15 protein-coding genes and 1 tRNA gene are annotated in these 20,033 nt (G+C 61.4%); 3 read left to right on the forward strand and 13 right to left on the reverse strand.

Annotated features, from left to right (window positions below; translation table 11 throughout):
* Window positions 1-159: 159 nt before the first annotated feature.
* Together MA04_RS00160 and MA04_RS00165 are read right to left on the reverse strand one after the other, a co-directional pair.
* Window positions 160-1,206, reverse strand: a complete 1,047-nt coding sequence (locus MA04_RS00160; RefSeq protein WP_262459035.1) for an AraC family transcriptional regulator — start codon at window positions 1,204-1,206, stop codon at window positions 160-162.
* A gap of 231 nt (window positions 1,207-1,437) precedes the next feature.
* Entirely contained in the window at window positions 1,438-2,202 is a 765-nt protein-coding gene (locus tag MA04_RS00165) for a pseudouridine synthase (protein ID WP_262459036.1), read from the reverse strand.
* Window positions 2,203-2,251: 49 nt separating this feature from the next.
* On the opposite strand from MA04_RS00165, the gene rep reads away from it, so the two are divergent.
* Complete coding sequence (gene rep, locus MA04_RS00170) at window positions 2,252-4,273, forward strand: DNA helicase Rep (RefSeq protein WP_262459037.1); 2,022 nt, start codon at window positions 2,252-2,254, stop codon at window positions 4,271-4,273.
* Between the two features lie 124 nt (window positions 4,274-4,397).
* On the opposite strand, the gene MA04_RS00175 is transcribed toward rep, so the two are convergent.
* The 4 genes from MA04_RS00175 to MA04_RS00190 form a co-directional block, all read right to left on the reverse strand.
* The gene (locus MA04_RS00175) at window positions 4,398-4,850 is read right to left on the reverse strand and encodes a c-type cytochrome (RefSeq protein ID WP_022994766.1); all 453 of its coding nucleotides are present in this window, start codon (window positions 4,848-4,850) and stop codon (window positions 4,398-4,400) included.
* Window positions 4,851-5,024: 174 nt separating this feature from the next.
* Window positions 5,025-7,619 carry a CHASE2 domain-containing protein gene (locus MA04_RS00180; RefSeq protein ID WP_262459038.1) on the reverse strand — a complete coding sequence of 865 codons (2,595 nt, stop codon included), beginning with the start codon at window positions 7,617-7,619 and terminating at the stop codon, window positions 5,025-5,027.
* Window positions 7,620-7,806: 187 nt separating this feature from the next.
* Window positions 7,807-8,874, reverse strand: a complete 1,068-nt coding sequence (locus MA04_RS00185; RefSeq protein ID WP_262459039.1) for a FecR domain-containing protein — start codon at window positions 8,872-8,874, stop codon at window positions 7,807-7,809.
* A 6-nt stretch (window positions 8,875-8,880) separates the two neighbouring features.
* The gene (locus tag MA04_RS00190; protein ID WP_014996509.1) at window positions 8,881-9,570 is read right to left on the reverse strand and encodes a response regulator transcription factor; all 690 of its coding nucleotides are present in this window, start codon (window positions 9,568-9,570) and stop codon (window positions 8,881-8,883) included.
* Window positions 9,571-9,894: 324 nt separating this feature from the next.
* On the opposite strand from MA04_RS00190, the gene MA04_RS00195 reads away from it, so the two are divergent.
* Window positions 9,895-9,971 (forward strand) — tRNA-Arg (locus tag MA04_RS00195).
* Window positions 9,972-10,337: 366 nt separating this feature from the next.
* Here MA04_RS00195 and MA04_RS00200 read toward each other — a convergent pair.
* The gene (locus MA04_RS00200) at window positions 10,338-11,180 is read right to left on the reverse strand and encodes a phytanoyl-CoA dioxygenase family protein (RefSeq protein WP_262459040.1); all 843 of its coding nucleotides are present in this window, start codon (window positions 11,178-11,180) and stop codon (window positions 10,338-10,340) included.
* 213 nt (window positions 11,181-11,393) lie between these two features.
* Here MA04_RS00200 and MA04_RS00205 point away from each other — a divergent pair, with 213 nt between their 5' ends.
* Window positions 11,394-11,981 (forward strand): TetR/AcrR family transcriptional regulator, encoded by a 588-nt coding sequence (locus MA04_RS00205; RefSeq protein WP_262459041.1) that lies wholly within the window; start codon window positions 11,394-11,396, stop codon window positions 11,979-11,981.
* Window positions 11,982-11,988: 7 nt separating this feature from the next.
* On the opposite strand, the gene MA04_RS00210 is transcribed toward MA04_RS00205, so the two are convergent.
* From MA04_RS00210 to MA04_RS00235, 6 genes are all read right to left on the reverse strand, one after another.
* Complete coding sequence (locus MA04_RS00210) at window positions 11,989-13,107, reverse strand: acyl-CoA dehydrogenase family protein (RefSeq protein ID WP_262459042.1); 1,119 nt, start codon at window positions 13,105-13,107, stop codon at window positions 11,989-11,991.
* Between the two features lie 10 nt (window positions 13,108-13,117).
* On the reverse strand, window positions 13,118-14,323 hold the full coding sequence (locus tag MA04_RS00215) for an acyl-CoA dehydrogenase family protein (RefSeq protein ID WP_262459043.1): 1,206 nt from the start codon (window positions 14,321-14,323) through the stop codon (window positions 13,118-13,120).
* Between the two features lie 47 nt (window positions 14,324-14,370).
* On the reverse strand, window positions 14,371-15,525 hold the full coding sequence (locus tag MA04_RS00220; protein ID WP_163126657.1) for a C4-dicarboxylate TRAP transporter substrate-binding protein: 1,155 nt from the start codon (window positions 15,523-15,525) through the stop codon (window positions 14,371-14,373).
* Between the two features lie 105 nt (window positions 15,526-15,630).
* The gene (locus MA04_RS00225) at window positions 15,631-16,788 is read right to left on the reverse strand and encodes a C4-dicarboxylate TRAP transporter substrate-binding protein (RefSeq protein WP_262459044.1); all 1,158 of its coding nucleotides are present in this window, start codon (window positions 16,786-16,788) and stop codon (window positions 15,631-15,633) included.
* A gap of 103 nt (window positions 16,789-16,891) precedes the next feature.
* Window positions 16,892-18,445 (reverse strand): long-chain-fatty-acid--CoA ligase, encoded by a 1,554-nt coding sequence (locus MA04_RS00230; protein ID WP_262459045.1) that lies wholly within the window; start codon window positions 18,443-18,445, stop codon window positions 16,892-16,894.
* 12 nt (window positions 18,446-18,457) lie between these two features.
* Window positions 18,458-20,029: a fatty acyl-CoA synthetase gene (locus MA04_RS00235; RefSeq protein WP_262459046.1), complete on the reverse strand. Its 1,572-nt coding sequence runs from the start codon at window positions 20,027-20,029 to the stop codon at window positions 18,458-18,460.
* Window positions 20,030-20,033 lie beyond the last annotated feature (4 nt).

The raw sequence follows: 20,033 nt of genomic DNA on the forward strand, positions 1-20,033 counted from the left end.
AAAAACCAAGCAAAAACGGACCGCGGGACCCCGGTCGCGGAGGACGGAGTAAGGCCCGAAAGAGGGCATTGATTGTGCCGGTTTCCAGCGTCCGGAGTGAAGTCTGTCGCGGCCTGTTACATCTTGGCCGGTGATCGGGGTGATGGCGCAAACAGACTCTTACAGATTGCCCAGATAGTCGCTGGGCGGACGGCCGGTCCAGCGGCGGAAAGCCCGGGTGAAGTTGCTGGGTTCGGCGTAGCCCAGCTTCTGTGCTACTTGCTGCACGGTGAGATTGGCCTGGAGATAACGTACCGCGCGGGCCATGCGCACTTCTTCCAGCAGATAGCGGTAGCTGACGCCCAGCGCGGCGAGATAGCGACGCAGGGTCCGTGAGGTCAGGTGGAAACCGGTGGCCAGTTGCTCGAGGCTCGGCAAGGCGCCTTCCGCCTGCATCAGACGGGCGCGCACCCGCGAGGCCCAGTCCTGATCCGCTTCCAGCCGTTGCAGTTCCTCCTCGCACCGCTGGGCGGCCATCTGCCGGGAGGACGCATCCGCCATCGGCAGAGCCTCCCTCAACAGGGCCGCCGGAAAGCTGAGCACGGCGGTATCGGCGCCGAAGCGAACGGTCATGCCGAGCAATTCCTGATACCGCTCTGCGTAGTCCGGCGAAGCATACGGCAGGGTCAGAACCGCGCCCTGAAAACGATCACCAAGCAAATAACGCAGTCCGGCCACCAGCGCGGCGGTGACCACTTCCAGATAGGGGCGGCGAATGTCACCCAGGTCGTAGCTTTCCATCAAGGCGAAACGCACCCACGGCTCTTCCACATCGAGACGCGGCAGACACAGGCGGGTACGGGTACGGAAATAGCGCTCCAACAACTGCAGCGCATCCCCCAGATCACGACTGCTGATGGCGGCGTAACCCAACAAGCCATGAGCGGTCACGGTAAGTTGCTGACCCAGGCTCAGAGCGATGGCGGGATCGCCGGACAGCTCCCGGGCGCTGGCCATGACGCGGCGGAACTGATCGAATCTCAACGCCGGCTCGGCACTGTACACCTGGGGCTCCGACAAGCCGGCGTGCGCCAATAAACGGGACGGGTCGAGCCCGGCTTCACGGGCCAGTTCCACCAGATTGCGCACATAGTTGACCGGGATCGGCGAACGATCACTGGCCAGTGCGGGGTCGTTATGTGGCGTCCTGTTCATAACCTCAAGCATACACCTGTGCTCAACCGTGTCCGAAAATGACAAGTGGCAGCCCAGACCGTCCCACCGACGGCAATCGTGATCCGGACCCTTCTGGCACTATGCACTGTTCTTGCGGAGAACCCAAACCGGCCTCGGCGGGGACACATCAAGCCTCGGCACACGGGATCCCGCTGGTACCGGCGCGGGTGGCGGATAGGGCACGATTGCAGCGGTGGTCCGCGATGGCGGGCGGCACCGTGGTCAATCCGGCGGGCCCAGTCGCCTCTGCTCCGCTTCGGTGAGCGGGCGCCATTCTCCCGGCGCCAGCGCCGGGTCCAATACCACGTCGCCGACCGCCTCCCGATGCAGCGCCACCACCCGGTTGCCCACCGCCGCCAGCATCCGTTTGACCTGGTGATAACGCCCTTCACTGATGGTCAGGCGCAGACACAGAGCGTCCACCACTTCCACTTGCGCCTCGCGGGTGGGGCGGGGGGCGTCGCGTAACACCACGCCCGCGGACAGGGTATCAACCTGGGTCTGAGTCACCGGCTCGGCGGTGGTGACCCGATAACGCTTGGCGCAATGGTGTTGCGGCGAGGTGATGCGGTGGGACCAGTGGCCATCACTGGTGAGCAACACCAGTCCGGTGGTGTCCAGATCCAGCCGGCCGGCGGCATGCAACCCGGCGCGCTGGGCACCGGACAGCAGATCCAGAACGGTGCGATGACCCGGATCGTCGGTGGAACACACCACGCCCACCGGCTTGTGCAGCATCAAATAACGGTGCCCTTCCAGTCTCAGCGGCCGCCCTTCCCAGAGCACCCGCATGTCCGTTTCCAGGCGCCGCTCCGGCTTGGCGGGCACCATGTCGCCGGCACCGTCGAACACCTGGATGGCGCCGGAGCGGATCAGGGTTTTGACTTGTTTGCGGGTGAGCCCGGTGGCGTGGGCAACGAAGTAATCGAGACGCATGGCGGGCAGTATAGCGCCTTCGTCACCAGGCGTCGGCGGACACTGTTTCATGCCGCCGTGGCTGCTATGATACGCGCCTTCGTTTACCCCTGGAGCCCTCATGACCTCGTTGAACCCTCGCCAACGGGAAGCGGTCCATTACGCCGACGGCCCACTACTGGTGCTGGCCGGGGCGGGGTCTGGCAAGACCAGTGTGATCACCCGCAAGATCGCCTGGCTGATCCAGGAGCGGGGCGTGCCGGCCCGGCGCATCGCCGCCGTGACCTTCACCAACAAGGCGGCGCGGGAAATGAAGGAGCGAGTGCAAAGCCTGGTCCAGGGCGGCCAGAGCCGGGGCCTGATTGTCTCCACTTTCCACAACCTGGGTCTGCGCATTCTCAAGAGCGAACTCAAGGCCTGCGGCCTGCGTTCCGGGTTCTCCATTCTCGACCAGACCGATAGCCGTGAAATCCTCAAGGAAATCCTGCTTCAAGGGGAATCCGAGCGGGACCTGAACGCGGTGGAGGCGGTGCACAAATGCCTGTCGGACTGGAAGAACGAACTGGTGTCCCCCGAGGAGGCGGTGAGCCAGGCCCAGACCGAGGAAGAAGTGCGCGCGGCCATGGCCTACAGCGGCTACAACCGCATGCTGCGCGCCTGCAACGCGGTGGATTTCGATGACCTGATCATGATGCCGGTGCTGTTGTTCCGCGAACAACCACGAATCCTGGAGAAGTGGCGTCATCGGCTGCAATACCTGTTGGTGGACGAATACCAGGACACCAACGGCGCCCAGTACGAACTGGTGCGCATGCTGACCCTGCCGGAAGGCCGCTTCACCGTGGTTGGCGATGACGACCAGTCGATCTACGCCTGGCGCGGCGCCCGCCCGGAAAACCTGGATCAGCTGCAGCAGGACTGGCCGGCCCTGAAAGTGGTGAAACTGGAACAGAATTACCGCTCCACCGGCCGCATCCTCAAGGCCGCCAACACGGTGATCGCCAACAATCCCCATGTGTTCGAGAAGAGCCTGTGGTCGGACTACGGTTATGGCGAACCGGTGCGGGTGGCGGCGCTGCGCGACGAGGACGGGGAAACCGACTGGATCGCCGGCGATCTGTTTCACCGCCGCCTGCAACGGGGGCTGCACTGGAAGGACTTCGCCATTCTCTACCGCGGCAACTTCCAGTCCCGCATCCTGGAAATGAAGCTGCAATCGCTGTCGATTCCCTACAAGGTCTCCGGCGGCACCAGTTTCTTCTCGCGCAGCGAGATCAAGGACCTGATGTGCTATTTGCGTTTGCTGGTGAATCCGGACGACGACAACGCCTTTCTGCGCATCATCAACACGCCGCGCCGGGAAGTGGGCCCCGCCACCCTGGAAAAGCTGGCGGCCTGGGCGGGCCGGCGCGATCAGGGCCTGTATCACGTCTGCGGCGACCTCGGTCTGAGCGAGGCCATGCCGCCAAAGGCGGCGGAGAAACTGCGGGAGTTCAAACAGTGGCTGGATGGCAAACGTGAACACTGCTTCCGCCACAACAGCCTGCAGGCGGTGAAGGAACTGATCACCGAAATGGACTACGAAGGCTGGGTGATGCAAAACGCCTCCAGCCCGCGCATCGGCGAGAAGCGCATCGAAAACGTCTGGCAATTGGTGCGCAACATTCAGCGCATGCTGGAAAAGCAGGAAGAAGACGACGACGGCTCCAGCGACCTGGAAGCGGTGATCGGCAAACTGGTGCTGATGGACATGCTGGAGCAGCAGGACGAGGAAGACGACTCCGACCGGGTCCAGCTGATGACCCTGCACGCCTCAAAAGGGCTGGAATTTCCCCACGTTTACATGATGGGCGTGGAGGAAGAGCTGCTTCCGCACCGTACCAGCATCGAGGAAGACAATATCGTCGAGGAGCGCCGCCTGATGTATGTAGGCATCACCCGGGCGCGGGAAACGCTCACCCTGACCCAGGCGCGCACCCGCAAACAATACGGTGAGAAGGTGGATACCACACCGAGCCGTTTCATCGACGAACTGCCGCCGGACGATCTGGAATATATCGGTGAAGGCGCCCCCCGCAACGAGGAACGGGACAGCGAAATGGCCGAAGCCAGCCTGGCCAATCTCAAGGCGTTGCTGGAGTAAGCGGGTTCCGGACAACGTCCCGGTCCACGAAGCCATTGTGGGAGCTTGCTGGCAAGCTCCCACAATGGCTTCGTAGCAACCTCTGAATGCAGGGCGTGTATGCGGGCTTCCATGCCCGCGACAATTACTGGCTGTTCTCGACGATGTATTCCACCGCGTTGCGGATTTCTTCTTCGGAACAATCCATGCACATGCCCTTGGGTGGCATGGCGTTGAAGCCTTCGAAAGCGTGCTTGACCAGGGTGTCCATGCCCTTTTCGATATGGCTGGCCCACTGACCGGCATCACCGAACTTGGGTGCGCCGGCGGCACCGGTGGCGTGACAGGCGGCACAGCCGGTATCGTATACGGCCTGGCCGGAACGCGGTTCACCGCTCCCCTCCGCGGCGGCTACCGCGCTGCCGCACTCTTCGCCTTCCACGCACACGGACCCCACCGGTTTGATCCGCTCGGCGGTGGCGCGGTCACCCAGAACCGAGCGCTCGCCCAGAGGATACGGGGAAATGTCCTTGGTGCTGGCGGCCATTACGGCGCCGGCGAACAGGGTGGCCAGTACAATCAGGCCAGCAGTCAGCATTTTTTTCACGGTTCCACCTCGGTTATTGGTATGTCCCGAAACACAGCTTTGAATAACGCCCGGCTGCCCCTCGGGGCCGGGACTCATTCAGAGACGTGCCGGCTCTGTTTGTTATTGCGGGCGCGATTATACCCTCAGAAATCGCGGGGATAAAATCAGTACCTTGGGAGTAGCTCAGGATAGCTGGACTCGCGGCAATAACAGGGTAAAACGGCTACCTTCTCCAGGCGCGCTGACCACCTTGATATCGCCACCATGGCGCTCCGTCACCACCTTGACGAAGCGCAGCCCCAGGCCGGCCCCGCGAGTACGGGCCCCGCCGCTGGTGCTGGCACGGCTGAAACGGTCGAACAGCTTATCCTGGAACGCCTCCGGAATGCCCACGCCGCGATCCCGCACCTCACAGGTCACCTGGCCACCCTGGGTAAACAGGCGCACATCCACCGAATTGCCTTCGTAGCTGTATTTGACCGCGTTGGTGAGCAGATTCACTATCAGCCGTTCCAGTAACTCGTTATTGCCCTTTACCCAGACCTCCTCGGTCTCGTCGTAGGCGAACCGCAGGGTGATATCCCGGGCCTGGGCCTGGATCTGCACCTGATCGATGGCGGATTCCACCACATCGAGCATGTCCAGTTCCATCATTTCCACCGAATCCACCCCCTCGACCCTGGCCAGTTGCAGGAATTGCTCGGCGATGTTCAGGTTACGTTCGGCGTAGTGCTCCACGTTATCCAGGAAGTCCGACAACCGCTCGCCATCCGGGCCATGCCGCATCTTGCCCACCAGCGCCAGCACCGACACCATCGGCGAACGCAGATCATGGGACAGGAAATCCAGCATCTCGGTACGGGTGCGCATGGCCTGCTTGACGTCGGAAATGTCCTTGAGGCTGATGATCAGCATGCGCCCCGGCTGGTCGCCGGCGTGTACCAGAATCATGTCCAGATAAAGATCCATGCCACGGCGGTTGCGGCATTCTTTCTGCACCCGGCCGTCCGCCAACGCTTCCTGAAGCAGCGTGCGCCAACCGCGATCGCCGCTGAACTCCAGTTCACGGCCAATATCCGCCAGCCCCAGGGTGTCCTGGGCCACGCCCTCAATACTGAGCAGATAGGACGCCTGCGGATTCATGAACACCGCACCACCACAGGCGTCGGTGATCAGAACCCCTTCACTCATCTGCGCCAGACCGACCTGGAAGAAGCGGGTCAACGCCTGCTGGCGGTGCTCCTCCCGGCGCAATCGCTCAATATGCTTCTCCAGCACCTCGTAGCGGGGCCCGATACCAGCCTGATGGGTTTCGGTACGCGCCAGCATGGCGCGAATCCAGTAATCATAGGTGTCCGCATCCACAGCCTGGCGCCAAACCACGGTCAGTTCATAACGCTTGCCGTCATGACGGAACGGATAACGACGGGACAACTGCCCCCGCCAGGCGGTGGCTTCCAGTTGCTCGCCGCCGGACACCGGAGCACCGGCCTGGGCCTGCAACCGCCAGGACCGCACTGGCAGCACCTGATCCAGCATGCGCAGCATCCGCGACAGCGGCGCCGGCTCGGTGAGGCGGCGGTTCAGATCACTGTATTCCGCCAGGCGCTCCAGAGCGTTGCGCATATACGCCATGGAGTACTCCAGGCGCCGCCAGGTCCATAGCGGGTAAGCCACCACGGCGGCGATGGCCGCGGCCGCCGGCGGGAACCAGATCTGCCAGACCGCCAAAAGCGCGTAACAGATTCCCAGCGTGAACAGCAGAGAGCCCAGAATCAGCGGAATACTCCAGCGCGGCAGGAAGAACGGCAGCAGCAGCGGTGCCAGCAAGGCCAGCACCACACCAAGGGCTATGGCCCAGGGCCGACTCATGCCTGAAATCATGCGCTCATGGCGCAGACCATCGAAGATATTGGCGTTGATTTCGACCCCCGCCATCAGGTCCCCCTGACCGGCCATTGGCGTCGGCAGCATATCGCCCAGACCCGCGGCCGTGGCGCCGATGAACACGAACTGGTCCTTGATCAATTGGTCCGGAACCCGTCCCTCCAGCACATCCACCGCGGAGACGTGCGGATAGGTTCCCGCGCCGCCGGCGAACGGGATGAAACGGGGGTATTTGCGAACGTTGGCCAAGCCGACGAAATCGTCGTTTTCGCCAGCGGGGAAGCGGTCCTCGGGGATCAGCCCCTCGCCTTCCAGCATCGCCTGGGTAATGTGCGGCCACCAGGGTTGTCCGATCCCGGAGCGCAGATAGACCGAACGGGCCACCCCGTCGCCATCCAGTTCCAGATCCACATGGCCGAGCCCCCGGGCGGCGCGGGCGAAGGGCCCCGCCGGCAACACCTCGATCAGTTGCCCGCCTGCGCGCAGTTGCTCCACGTGCACCGGCAGATAGACATTGCCATTTTCGGACAACGCCCTGACCAGCGCCTGGTCCGCCGCCGGACGAGACCGATCCGGTTCCGACAGGATCAGATCCATCAGCACCCCACGGGCACCCTGTTTGGAGAGTTGATCAATCAGACGGGCATGGATGCTGCGATCCCAGGGCCAACGCCCCACTTCCCGCAGGCTGTACTCATCAATGCCGACAATAAGGATGTCGCCGGAGGGTTCCATCGGCAGCCGCGGCAGCAGGGTGTCGTAGACGTAACGGTTGAGGAAAGACAAACCGCCACTGATGGACAGCAGGGTGCACAGGCTCGCCACCACCAACAGCACGGACATGTGCTCAACCAGATAACGGCGCTGGTGGCTATCGAACCCTCTACTCATGAACCCCGAACCTCTTCCCTTGGATACCGCCGGGCGCCTTTGTTATGGCATCAAACCGGAGTTCTCACTATCCCGATCTATGCCCTTCATTTCCAATGTTTTTTTACGCCACGAAGGTGGCAAAAAGAAGAAGCGCATGACGAACGAAGGTGGCCGCCATGGACGGTGGCCACCGGGGCATGGAGGGTCAAAGCGCGAGCAGCAAGCCAGCGCCGCCAATGAACAGAAGGGCATCCCAGGGCCAGGCGCCTTTGGATACCGTGGCGTCCAGCAAACGCTCCTGCCCACGCAGTCCTCGCGCATCAATCGCCCTTACCAGTAGCTGATACTCGCCGGCCTGGGGTTTGGCTCGCCATTGCGGTTCGCTGATCTGCTCACTCTGTCGCAGAACGCCATCGGCATCGAACAATTCCACTGAATAGGCTTCGGCGCCTTCCACCGGCGGCCATTCCGCGCGCAGGCTGCGACCGCCAGCCTTCAATGTCACCTCCGGAGCCGGCAGCAATTTGACCGGTTGGGCCGGCGCCTGGCCATCCCGCGCCAGAGTGCCATAGCCGGCGGGCACAGGCGTGGCACTGCGGGCGGCGGCGACTTCCACTTCGCCTTTCACCACCTCGCTGAGAGTGACGGCGTCATCGGTGACGCGAACGTGATACTCGGTACCGCGAACCGCGGTCATCACACCGGGAGTGTAGACACGAAACACCCGGGCATCGGTATCGCGGGGCGTAACGGTGTTGCGGATGGCGCCCCGCTCCAGTTGCAGCTCCGTGGGCTCGTTGCCGACATCGACGAAACGCCGGTAATGATTCACCTTGAGCACGGTGTCGGGCTTCACCGCCACCTCGGAATTGTCGGCGAAACGCACCACCACGCTGCCGGCCTCGCCAGTCTCGATGGTGTCGCCGAAGGCGATCTCCGCGCCGTTTTCCACCGGCTCGGGGTCGTTATTGCCAACCAGCAGCCAGACCTGGCCATTAACCCGTTCGGCACGGGCGGGCATCGGTTGTTCCTTGAGCCAGGCAAGCGGGATCAGAATGACCTTGCCCGGAGACATGCGATAGGGATCATCCACCGCGCTGTTCGCCGCCAGTTGGCGCCAGCAAAACACCGGGTCCTGAGCGAAGCGTTCACACAGATTCCACAGAGTGTCGCCAGGACGAACGGTGTATTGCCAGTGATCGGCATTGGCATCGGCTTGCGCCGTGGCGGCCATCAGGCACAGCACCACGGCGGTCAACCAGCGGGAAAGCATAGGCGTTTATTCTTCCATTGGTTCCAGCCGGTAACCGTGCTGATACACCGTCTTGATGCGATAGCCACGTTCGGGACGGATTTGCAGGCTGCGGCGGATGCGGCTGATATGGACGTCCACCGTACGGGACTCAATCGGCGTCATGATGCCCCACACCTTTTCCAACAGGTGCGCCCGGGACATCAATTTGCCCACGTTCTGGAACAGGTAACACGCCAGTTCGTAGTCCTTGTCGGTGAGTTTGACGGCTTCGTCGTCGAGAAAGATCTGTCGCCGGGCCCGGTCGATGGTCCAGGGTCCAACGTTGAGGGTTCCTTGATCGTCCATGTCGGCAACACCCGCTCGCCGCCCCAGGGCGGTGAGTCGGGCCAGCAGCTCCGCTTGTTTAACTGGCTTAACCATATAGTCGTCGGCTCCCTGGGTCAGCGCGCCCACGATGGAAGACTCGTCATCGCGTTGAGTGGCGAACAGGACAGGCGTGCGATTGCCACTGGCACGCACTTCCTCGAGAACGGCGTAACCACTCATATCAGGCACTTCCCAATCGAGTACCAGGAGGTCGAAGGTGTCCCGTCGCAGCAAGCTCATGAACTCGCGGCCGCTGGACAGGTGCATACACGTGTGGCCTGCTTCGCGCAGCCAGTGTGTCACCAGCTCGGCCTGGGCCTGGTCGTCTTCTAGGTAGGCGATACGCACCGTTTTTTCTCCATCCTAATGTCGCAAGAGGTTACCGAATCCACTCCGGTATCGCGGGAAAAGATTGTAAAATGCCGACCCGCCGAGCCTCGCTGAAACCCAGGAAAAACGTGCTGTTCACGCCTCTCCCCCCGGGCATAGCCGATGTCCGCATCACCCCCTGACGCGGAACCCTGAAGGGACGGGATCGCGGCCCCGTCCACAAGCCGGATGATTATACGCGCCTTGTCGTTCATTCCCAATCGTGGACTCACCGACGCTGAACCGCTATCATGCGCGTCCGCGCCCCCAGGGTGCCATCGAAAGTGCCATGAAAATCGTTTTCCGCCCGTAGCTCAGCTGGATAGAGCGCTGCCCTCCGGAGGCAGAGGTCAGAGGTTCGAATCCTCTCGGGCGGGCCATATAAAACACAAAAGCCCGCCTTGCGCGGGCTTTTGTGTTTTATCGGGTCTGCTCGAAGGCTCTGATTCGAACCCCCGTTCGACACTCGACAGCCTCACCGTCGAGTGGACGCCCAACAGGCGCCCGAAGGGGACGCTCCAGCGGAGCGTATCAATCCTCTCGGGCCAGCCTATCCAGTACGCGTGATCCCTTCGGTTTATCGGGTCTGCTCGAGGGCCATTCGCTGCCAAGACAGCTTCCCACAGACCGAACTACGAAGCCGCTGTAGGAGCTAGCCTTGCTGGCGAAAGAGCACAAGGCCAAACAGATTCGCCAGCAGGGCTAGCTCCTACAGCGACCTTGTAGCAACCTCCAAACGGAGCGTATCACTCCTCCCCCAGCAACCGCAGCGGGTGCTTGCCATCCACCATGCCCATGAACGGCGGCATGATGGAATAGCCGATCAGCGACCGAAGCTCCGGCGACAACTCACGCACCACCTCCCTGGACAGCTCCAGCAGGAAGTTCTCCTGTTGCCGCAAATAGGCCTCGCAATACTGGCAGGTCACCGCCAGACGGGGTTTGTCGGATCGGTTCTCTCCACCGCCGTGCCAGGTGGTCCCCAGGAAAAACAGCACCGAGCCAGCCGGCATGACCGCGGGTATCGCTTCTTCCCACCGCCCCCTGCGGTCCTGTCCCCAGGCATGGCTGCCCGGGATCACCACGGTGGCGCCATTATCCTCGGTGAAGTCGTCGATCGCCCAGATCGTCGCCGCGCCCAACGGCGGCCGTGGCCGCGGCACTTTGTAGAAACTGTCATCCGCATGCAGAAGCTGCGGCGCCTCCCCGGGCAGAATGTTGATGATCTGGGCCTGACTGATGAGGTAGTTGGGCAGGAACAGCTTGTCCATCAAACCCAGGATACGCGGGTGATCCGCCAGATGATCCAGAACCCGGGTCTTGGAGAAAACGTCATAGACCCGTTGTGTAAGGGCCCCTTCGAAGGTATTCCTGCCGGTCTTGTCCAATAACGGGGTTATCCGCGAACGGATATCGCTTAATGTGTCCCGGTCCAGCACGCCCTCGATGATGACATAGCCATCACGCATCAGGGTGTCGAAGTCCCGATCGATCTCCGGCGAGCTGCGCTCGGCGGATGGCCGCAAGGCCTTGTGGCGAGCGGCCAGATCGCTGTCCAGCACGCTCAGATTGGCGATCTTGCGTGGCATGAGCACCTCCCTTTTGTCATTGTGATGGGTCTTTCGGCATTGATTTGAATTCAATTCAATGCCGATTCAGGGCAGCCGTCAACCGGAAATTGAATTGGATTCAATACCACCTCATCCCTACAACCCTGATTGATCTTTACCCCTGAATCCCATTGAATGCCCTGGTCAGGCGCCAGTAACCGCCGCCGGCAGCAGAATTGGGAGAAGGGACAGGTGGCAGAGAAAAAGACCTCACCGGATCGGCTGATCGCCGCGGCAACCCGGGCCTTGCAAAAAGGGGACGGGGATTTCGAAATGAGCACCATTGCCCGCACCGCCGGCGTCTCGGTGGGGCTGGCCTATCATTATTTCGGCTCCAAGGCCGGATTGATCGCCGCCGTCGTCGAACACTTCTACGAAGCCCTCGACAACGAGGTCATGATGGCCCGCTTGCCGGTTTCCGACTGGCTCGACCGGGAACGGTTGCGCATCCAGTACAGCGTGGCGTTCCATTATCGTCATCCGCTGGCCGCCATTATCCTGCAACGTCTGCGCCGCGAACCGTCGGTGATGGCGATCGAGCAACAACGGCTCGAACGGCAAATCGAAGCCGGTGTCGGCAACATGCTTCAGGGACAAAAACAAGGGAGCGTCTCAGCGGACCTGGATCCCGCCGCCGCCGCCACCTTTACTCTGGCGGGCTCGCGGGCGCTGATTGCCCGGGCGCTGGCCTTACCGCCCGGCCAGCGCCCCACGGAGCAGGCCCTGAGCGAACAGATTTGGAATCTGATCCGCCAGGCAACCCGCAGCGAGGGCTCATAGCCGCGATTTACAGCGCCGCCCAGGCCCGCTTGAGGTGATAGTTTTCATCGCCAAACAGCAGCCCGAGCGCGGTCAACCGCTTGAAATAGTGGCCAACATCCAGCTCGTCGGTCATGCCGATCCCACCGTGCAGCTGCACCGCCTGCTGCCCCACGTAACGACCGGACTGGCATAACTGCGCTTTCAGTAGCGCACTGTCCCGGGCGTGCGACGGGGCCTGCTCCCAGCGGCCCGCGACGGCATCCAGAAGATGCTCCAGATTCTTCATGGCGATGTACATATCGACCATACGGTGTTGCAGCACCTGGAAAGAGGCGATCGGCACGCCGAACTGCCGGCGCGTCCGGGTATAGTCCAGGGTACGGCGCAACAGCGCCTGCATCCCCCCCACCGCTTCGGCCGCCATCATCATGATCCCCTGCTCCAGCACCTGACGCAGCACTTCAGCGCCACGCCCATTCCGGGTCAAACGCCGGGTTTCATCGACGTCCACGGCCGCCAGGGTCAGACGGGCGCCGCGATGCCCATCCATGGTGGGAAAGCCGGTCACCTGAAGCTCATCGGCATGGACCAGAAACAGCTCCACCGCCGGCCCGGCGTCGTCTTCGAAGGCTTGCGCCGACACCACGAAATGGGAGGCCAGATCACCGCCGATCACCGCCACCTTTTCGCCTTCCAGACGCCAGCCACCATCGATACGGCGGGCACTGGTAGCCAGATGCTCAGAATTGCCACGGCTGATACTTTCCTCCCAGGCCAGCACCGGCATGGCTTTGCCGGCGACCAGTTCGGGCAGCAGGCTATCGGCGACATCGTGATTATCCGCCTGAGCAATGGCCTGACCTCCCAGCCCCACCACGCTCAGATAAGGCTCCACCACCAGCGCGCCGCCGAAGCGCCGCATCAGGCCGAGCGTATCGGTGATATCCCCGCCGAGACCGCCATGGCGCTCGGCGAAGGGCAGGCCGAGCCAGCCCAGTTCGGCGAACTGTTGCCAGTGCTCCCGGTTGTATCCCGGTTCCTGTTCCACCCAGGTGCGGCGCTGGTGAAAGTCGTAATGGGCACTGAGAAATTTATCAACGCTGTCTTCCAGCATGACGCGGGTTTCGTCGTTAAGAAAAGCCATGGTGCGCCCCTCAGCCCAACAACATCTTGGCAATGATGTTGCGTTGAATTTCGTTACTGCCGCCAAAGATAGTGGCGGCCCGGTTGTTGAGATATTTGGGCATCACGGTGAGTGCCTGTTCCGGCCCTTCAGGCGCCGCCCCGGCGCCGACAGTCAGTGCCGCCAATTGCAAAGTCAGTGTTGGGCTTCCTTCCACTTCCACCGCCAGTTCGGTAATGCGCTGCAGCGTTTCCATGGCGGTGATCTTGATCATCGAGCTCATTGGCCCCGACTCAGGCGAGCCTTTTTCCATCGCGGCGAAGCGGCTCTCGGTGGCATCAAGAGCAGCGACTTCCAGATAAAGGCGGGTAAAACGCTGCTGAAATACCGGGTCGTCACACAGAATACCGCCAAAGCCGTCGCCGAGTTCGGCGGCCCGCTCCCGGATCCGATTCAATTCCATGCCAAAGGTGGCGGCAAAAGACGCGCTGCCACCTCGTTCGTGCTCAAGCAGATATTTGGCCACCGTCCAGCCCTGGTTCTCCTCTCCCAGACAGCAATCCAGCGGCACCTCGACGTTATCGAAGAACACGTCGCACTGTTCGGGAAAACCGTCCAGACCAATGATCGGCCGAATGTCCAGGCCCGGACGATCGAGACGGTCAATCAGGAAGAAACTGATGCCCTGCTGTGGCTTCCCTTCATTGCTGGTGCGCACCAACAGAAACATGCGATTGGCATGGTGGGCGTAGGTGGTCCAGGTCTTGCTGCCGTTGATGACATAGTGGTCGCCACGGTGCTCTGCACGACAAGCAAGCGAGGCCAGATCGGAGCCGGCATTGGGCTCGGAATAACCCTGGGCCCAGAAGTCCTCACCGGAGGCGATGCCCGGCAGAAAACGGCTTTTCTGTTCATCGGTGCCGAACTTCATGATCGCCGGGCCGACCATGCCCAGACCTTGAGGCAACAGCCGCGGCACACCGGCGATCCGGCATTCCTCCTCGAAGATACGCTTCTGTTCGCGGCTCCATCCGGGCCCGCCGTACTGCTCTGGCCAGGACGCCGCTGACCAGCCGCGCGCGTGCAGTTTGCGATGCCAGCGCATGCACTGTTCGAACGGCGGAAAGAAACTGGTCATCTTGCGTCCGGCTTCCCGAATCGATTCATCCGCCTCCTGTTCTATGAAGGCACGAACCTCCCGACGAAAGGCCTGAAGATCCACTGACTTGGTTTCCATGGTTTGCTCCGGCAAGGGGCGCCACCCGCGGGCGCGCCCCGGCTTGATCAAAGGCCGTAGGTGCTGACGTCCACCTTGGAGAACGTTTCCCGCCAATACAGATCAGCCAGTGCCTCGGCGTTATCCACGCCGTCCACCAGTTTGACCCACTTGGCCAGCAGCGGCCGGAACTCATCGACCATTTCCTGAGCGTTGTCGATGTTGTGGCGTTCCACGTAGTTCTTGACGATGGTATCGACGTCCTTGCGCACGAAGGCACGGGTGGCGGCCACCAGCGCCTCGCTCGGCTGGTGCACGGTGATACCGTTGTCACTCGCGTCCCGCACTTCCTTCGCCGCGCCAAGCTGGTAGTCCCAGCTGCCCTTGGCGGAAATAACCGTGGACGCTTTCAGAACCTGGGCACGCTCCTCTTCGCTGAGTGATTTCCAAACCGACTTATTGACGTTGTTTACGCCCACCGCCGCGTACATCCCACCAGGCACACCCACGGTGACATCTTTCACCACCTCGCGCAGGTTGAAGATATCCAGTTCCACGGTGGAACTCATGGTGCAATCGATCACCCCTTGACTGAGTCCTTCGTAAGCGTCGCTGATGGACAGCGTCACGGGGGTGGCGTTCATGGTCTCCGCCCAACGCGCCCACAAGGCACCGGCACTGCGCAGGCGCGCGCCCTTCAGCTGTTCCTCGGTGGCGATCGGCTTGGTGCACAGCAGGGCATAAGGCGGTGTCGACATGCTGCCATTGAAGACCTGATTCTGGTCCGCCATTTCCTTCTGACAGCCGTCACAATGATGGAACACATACTCGGACATGGCCCCCACGTAAGCAGGCCCCACGTGGCTGTCGGGAACGCCCTGCAGCTCATCCACCATGGTCAGTTCGGTAACCAGATTGGTATAGGGAAATTCGGAGGGAAAATAGGAAATCAGCAGGAATCCCGAATCCGCCATGCCATCGCGCACCCCTGCGGAAGTTTCCTTGAAACTGAGCAGGGACATGGGAAACACGCGCGCCTTGAGGTCACCGCCGGACAGTTCCTCGAGCCGCTTGGCGTAGGCTTCACCGGCGTTGGCGCCAATCGATTTAGGGGGATAGCCCATGGCATAGGTCAGGGTTCGGGCTTCGGCGACGCCGAAGGTAATGGCTCCCGCGCACAGAGTCAGCGCGGCGATGACCGCGCGTCGTGGCTGTATCGTCATTATTATTCTCCTAGCATTTTCAAATCCGAAGCAGGCCAGCTCCGGTCATGGCGGCCCGGTTAACAGACCAGACCGATGCGGCTTGTAGCCTGTTTAAACAGGTTCTCACAAGCCGTATTCGCTCACGTCCACTTTGGAATAGGTCTCCCGCCAGTAGATCTCCGCCAGTTCCTCCGGGCTGCTGACGTCTTTTACCAGCTTGACCCATTTCGACAGGATCGGCTGGAACGCCTTGATGCTCTGTTCAGCGTTATCTACTCCTGAACGGGACTGATAATTGCGGGCGATGGTTTTCATGTCCTCGACGATGAAGCTGTGGGATGCCTGTTGCAGATCCTCGGCCGGTTCATGCACTTTGATCTCTTGCTTCGGCGCGGCCTCGAGTTCCCGAGTGGCTCCTACCTGGTAGTCCCAGCTGATGATCGCTCCGAAAGTGGCCGAAGCGCGAAGTACCTGCTCGCGTTGCGCTTCACTCAAATCCTGCCAGACTTTCTGATTGAAGTTGTTGACGCCAGTGCCTCCAAAAACGCCACCGGGGACTCCGGCGGTAACATCACTTACCACTTCGGAAAGACGAAAGATATCCAGGTCCACACTGGAGCTGATGGAACAATCCAGAACACCCTGATTGAGCGCTTCATAGGCGTCGCTGACGGAGATGGTCACCGGTGTTCCACCCACCGCTTGTGCCCAACGCGCCCATTGAGGGCCGGCACTGCGTAACCGCTTGCCCTTGATATCGGCAAGACTGGTCACTTCCTTGTTGCATAACATCATGTAGGGCGCGCTGGCGGAGGCGCCAGTGAACACCTGGTTTTGCGCGGCGAATTCCTCGACACATTCCGGGCAGTGGTGGAACAGATACTCGGACATGGCACCCACATAGGCCAGACCGGCATGGCTCGGCGCCACATCGTCCAGCTCCAGCAACATGGTCAGTTCCGCGATCAGATTGGTGTTGGGAAATTCCGAGGGAAAATAGGAAAACAACACGAATCCAGAGTCCGCCATACCATCGCGGATACCGGGTGAGGCTTCACTGAAACTCAGCAAGGACATCGGAAAGACCTTGACGCCGAGATCACCGCCAGAAAGCTCTTTAAGTGCGTCGGCATAGGCCAGCGCCGAGTCGGAGCCGATGGAGTTGGGTGGATAGCCGGTGGCGTAACTGATAGTGCGGGCGAACGCCGACGTGCCAGCAAGCACACCAACCATGAAGAGCGTGGCAATAACAATACGTTGCAGTAAAGCGCATGGTGCCATGATGTAGTTCTCCGTATGGCGGCGGGCCTGAAGTCGCCCTCCCCCGGTTGCTTGTATCCTGCCGTCCACGGCGGGTTCCCTTTGGGCCGCCGTCAAGGCGCCGTCAGCCGATACGACGCCCCTGGCCACCCCAGTGAGCCTCCTTGAGTTTGTACTTCAGGATCTTGCCGGCGCCGGACAGCGGCATCTGATCCACCAATTCGAAACTGCGAGGGCACTTATAGTTGGCGATCAGTGTCTTGCAGTGAGCCACGATATCCGCTTCGGCGACCTCCGCTCCCGCGGCCAGAACGATGACCGCGTGAACCCGCTCGCCCCACCTCTCATCCGGCACACCGATCACCGCGCATTGGGCAATGGCGGGCATGCGCAGCAGGGCGTCTTCCACCTCCACCGAATAAACGTTCTCACCGCCGGTCACCACCATGTCCTTGATTCGGTCCACCAGGAAGATGTAGCCGGCGTCATCCATGTAACCGGCGTCGCCGGTGTGCATCCACCCTCGACGCAATGCTTCCTCGGTTTGCTCCGGTTTATTCCAGTAACCCTGCATCACCATCGGGCCACGGGCGACGATCTCACCCACCTGGCCGCGCGACACCTCGTTATCCTCGCTGTCGACCACGCGAACCTCCGCCATATGCGCTGGCAGGCCGGCCGCCATTAGCTTATCGGCGTAGGCATCATCGCTATGGCAATAATCCGGGAGGATGCAGACCACGGGTGAAAGTTCAGTCATGCCATAGAGCTGCAGAAAGGAGGCCTCCGGCCAGGCGGTCATGGCCTTCTTCAACAAAGTGCTGTCGATGGGCGACGCACCGTACATCATGCAGCGCAAGGACGAGAGATCGAATTCCGGGAATCGCGGATGAGCAAGCACGGCGCGCATCATGGTCGGCACCAGGAAGGTTTCCACCACCCGTTCCCGCTGAATGGCACTCATGACCGCCACCTCTTCGAACCGGGGCACGATCACGTGAGTACCCAGCCGCAGTGTCAGCTGCAGAATCAGACCCACTCCGGCCACATGAAAAAAGGGCGCCGAATGCAGCCCCACCACACCGTCACCACGGCAAGCGGGCATCACCGCCCCGATGGAGCAGGTGTACAGATTGGCGTGACTGAGCATTACCCCTTTCGGCGCCCCGGTGGTGCCGCCGGTATAAAGAATGCAAGCCAATTGGTCGCCGCTACGTCCGGCATCGTCCATCGGCTCCGCTCCGGCCATCAGTTCGGCAAGATTCAACATGCCATCGGGGCAGGCCTTCTCGCCGATGTACACGACAGTCTCAAGTGATTTTGACAGAGCACGCACTTCCTTGATCAATGGCACGAACTCATCATCAACGAACAGAACCCGGGTATCGCAATCATCCAGCGAATAGGCGATTTCGACAGGGCTCCAGCGAATATTGACGGTGTTGAAAACACCGCCTGCCCAAAGCACGCCGAACACGAATGTCACGTAACGGTCCGAGTTCAGAGCCAGGATGCCGGCCCGTTCCCCTTCTTCCAGACCCAGCCCTTTCAATACCGACGCCAGCGTCGCTACCTGGCGCACCAGATCCCGATACGTTGAGCGGCGATCGGCGAATACCAGGGCCTCCCGCTCGGGGCATTCGCGCAGAGCCTTGTGTAACGGCTGTGTCAGATACATGGCGTCTCCACTTCAGCTTGCGTACTGTTCACGAAGCGTGCGTTTGAGTAATTTCCCCGCGGTGTTCTTCGGCAAAGCCTCGACAAAGTGCACCGCCTTGGGCACCTTGAACGGCGCCAGATGCTGACGCGCATGATCAATCAGGGCGGCGGCATCGGCGGCTTTGCCTTCCTTCAGCACGACCACGGCGACAATCGATTCGATCCATTTTTCGTGGGGCACACCGATCACCGCCACCTCCGCCACCGATTCGTGACCGTACAAGGCTTCTTCAACGTCGCGGCTGGCCACCAATACGCCGCCGGTATTCACCACGTCCTTGATACGATCGACGATATACAGATAGCCCTGCTCGTCCTGGTAGGCGAGATCGCCGGAATGGAACCAACCGCCCTTGAAGGCTTCCGCGGTTTCCCCGGGCTTGTCCCAGTAGGCCACCATCAAATGGGGCGAACGATGCACGATCTCGCCTTGTTCGCCTGGCTGGCAGTCCTCCAGGGTGCCGGGCTTGACCACCCGGGTCTCCACCGAGGTCAGGGGGCGGCCGCAGGAACTGGGCCGATCGGCATGCTCATCGGGTCCCAGCACCGTCGCCATGGGGGCGATTTCGCTTTGTCCGTAACAGTTGAACAGGCGCCCTTGAGGCAACCGTTCGGCCAACTCATGGACGATCGGCTCCGGCATAATGGAGGCGCCGTAGTACAGGTTTTCCAGCGTGCTCAGGTCCCGGCGGTCGAAATCCGCGTGGCGCAACAGACCGATCCACACCGTTGGCGGCGAGAAGAAAGAAGTAATCTTCTGCTCTTCGATCAGTGCCAGAACCTGGTCCGCCACCGGCGCGTCAATGAGGTAGTTGAACGCTCCGCACAACAGACCGGGCATCAAAAACACGTGCATCTGTGCCGAGTGATACAGAGGCAGCGCCGCCAGACTTCGGTCCTTTCCACTGATATCCAGATGTAACAGGCAGGATTGGTACTCCGCCATAAGAGACCGGTGTGTATGCATGGCCCCTTTGGGATCGGAGGTGGTGCCGGAGGTATAAAGAATCTGCGCTACATCGTCATCGTTGAGCGCTATGTCCGGCGCCTCCGCGCTGCCGTCGCCCTGAGCCAGTGCCAGAATATCCGTCTCTCCACCGGCTTCGCCAAGGCGCAGGGAGCCGTGCAATTCAACGCCGAGCTCTCCGCGCACCGCCTCCACATTGGCCGTCAGGCTTTGATCGCAAAACAGGGCACGAGCGCCGGACTGATTACAGATGTAGGTCAATTCACGCTGGACCAGCCCGTAGCTCACCGGCACATGAATCAGGCCGGCGCGGGCGCAAGCCAGCCAGAGCAGGACATAGGCGTCGGAGTTCTTGCCGTAGGCGGCGACCCGATCCCCTTTTTGCAATCCCAACGCCAGCAAGCCATTGGCCACCCGGTTGGCGGCGAGATCCAGTTCCTGATAGGACCAAAGGCGATCCTCGAACTGCAAGGCAGGCGCCGTGGGCTGGCGGCTGGCGGAGCGGCGCAGGGCATCGCCGATGGTATTGCGAATGGCCACCTGAACCGAGTCGGCAAGGTCGTATTGTTTTGTCATCGGG

The organism is Alloalcanivorax balearicus MACL04 (assembly GCF_025532145.1).
Classification (GTDB): Bacteria; Pseudomonadota; Gammaproteobacteria; order Pseudomonadales; family Alcanivoracaceae; genus Alloalcanivorax; species Alloalcanivorax balearicus.

What these genes read in the sequence shown, in the direction of transcription:
- MA04_RS00160 (WP_262459035.1), bottom strand. Translation starts at nt 1,206, where the DNA reads ATGCTTGAGGTTATGAACAGGACGCCACATAACGACCCCGCACTGGCC.
- MA04_RS00165 (WP_262459036.1), bottom strand. Translation starts at nt 2,202, where the DNA reads ATGAAACAGTGTCCGCCGACGCCTGGTGACGAAGGCGCTATACTGCCC.
- rep (WP_262459037.1), top strand. Translation starts at nt 2,252, where the DNA reads ATGACCTCGTTGAACCCTCGCCAACGGGAAGCGGTCCATTACGCCGAC.
- MA04_RS00175 (WP_022994766.1), bottom strand. Translation starts at nt 4,850, where the DNA reads ATGCTGACTGCTGGCCTGATTGTACTGGCCACCCTGTTCGCCGGCGCC.
- MA04_RS00180 (WP_262459038.1), bottom strand. Translation starts at nt 7,619, where the DNA reads ATGAGTAGAGGGTTCGATAGCCACCAGCGCCGTTATCTGGTTGAGCAC.
- MA04_RS00185 (WP_262459039.1), bottom strand. Translation starts at nt 8,874, where the DNA reads ATGCTTTCCCGCTGGTTGACCGCCGTGGTGCTGTGCCTGATGGCCGCC.
- MA04_RS00200 (WP_262459040.1), bottom strand. Translation starts at nt 11,180, where the DNA reads ATGCCACGCAAGATCGCCAATCTGAGCGTGCTGGACAGCGATCTGGCC.
- MA04_RS00210 (WP_262459042.1), bottom strand. Translation starts at nt 13,107, where the DNA reads ATGGCTTTTCTTAACGACGAAACCCGCGTCATGCTGGAAGACAGCGTT.
- MA04_RS00215 (WP_262459043.1), bottom strand. Translation starts at nt 14,323, where the DNA reads ATGGAAACCAAGTCAGTGGATCTTCAGGCCTTTCGTCGGGAGGTTCGT.
- MA04_RS00220 (WP_163126657.1), bottom strand. Translation starts at nt 15,525, where the DNA reads ATGACGATACAGCCACGACGCGCGGTCATCGCCGCGCTGACTCTGTGC.
- MA04_RS00225 (WP_262459044.1), bottom strand. Translation starts at nt 16,788, where the DNA reads ATGGCACCATGCGCTTTACTGCAACGTATTGTTATTGCCACGCTCTTC.
- MA04_RS00230 (WP_262459045.1), bottom strand. Translation starts at nt 18,445, where the DNA reads ATGTATCTGACACAGCCGTTACACAAGGCTCTGCGCGAATGCCCCGAG.
- MA04_RS00235 (WP_262459046.1), bottom strand. Translation starts at nt 20,029, where the DNA reads ATGACAAAACAATACGACCTTGCCGACTCGGTTCAGGTGGCCATTCGC.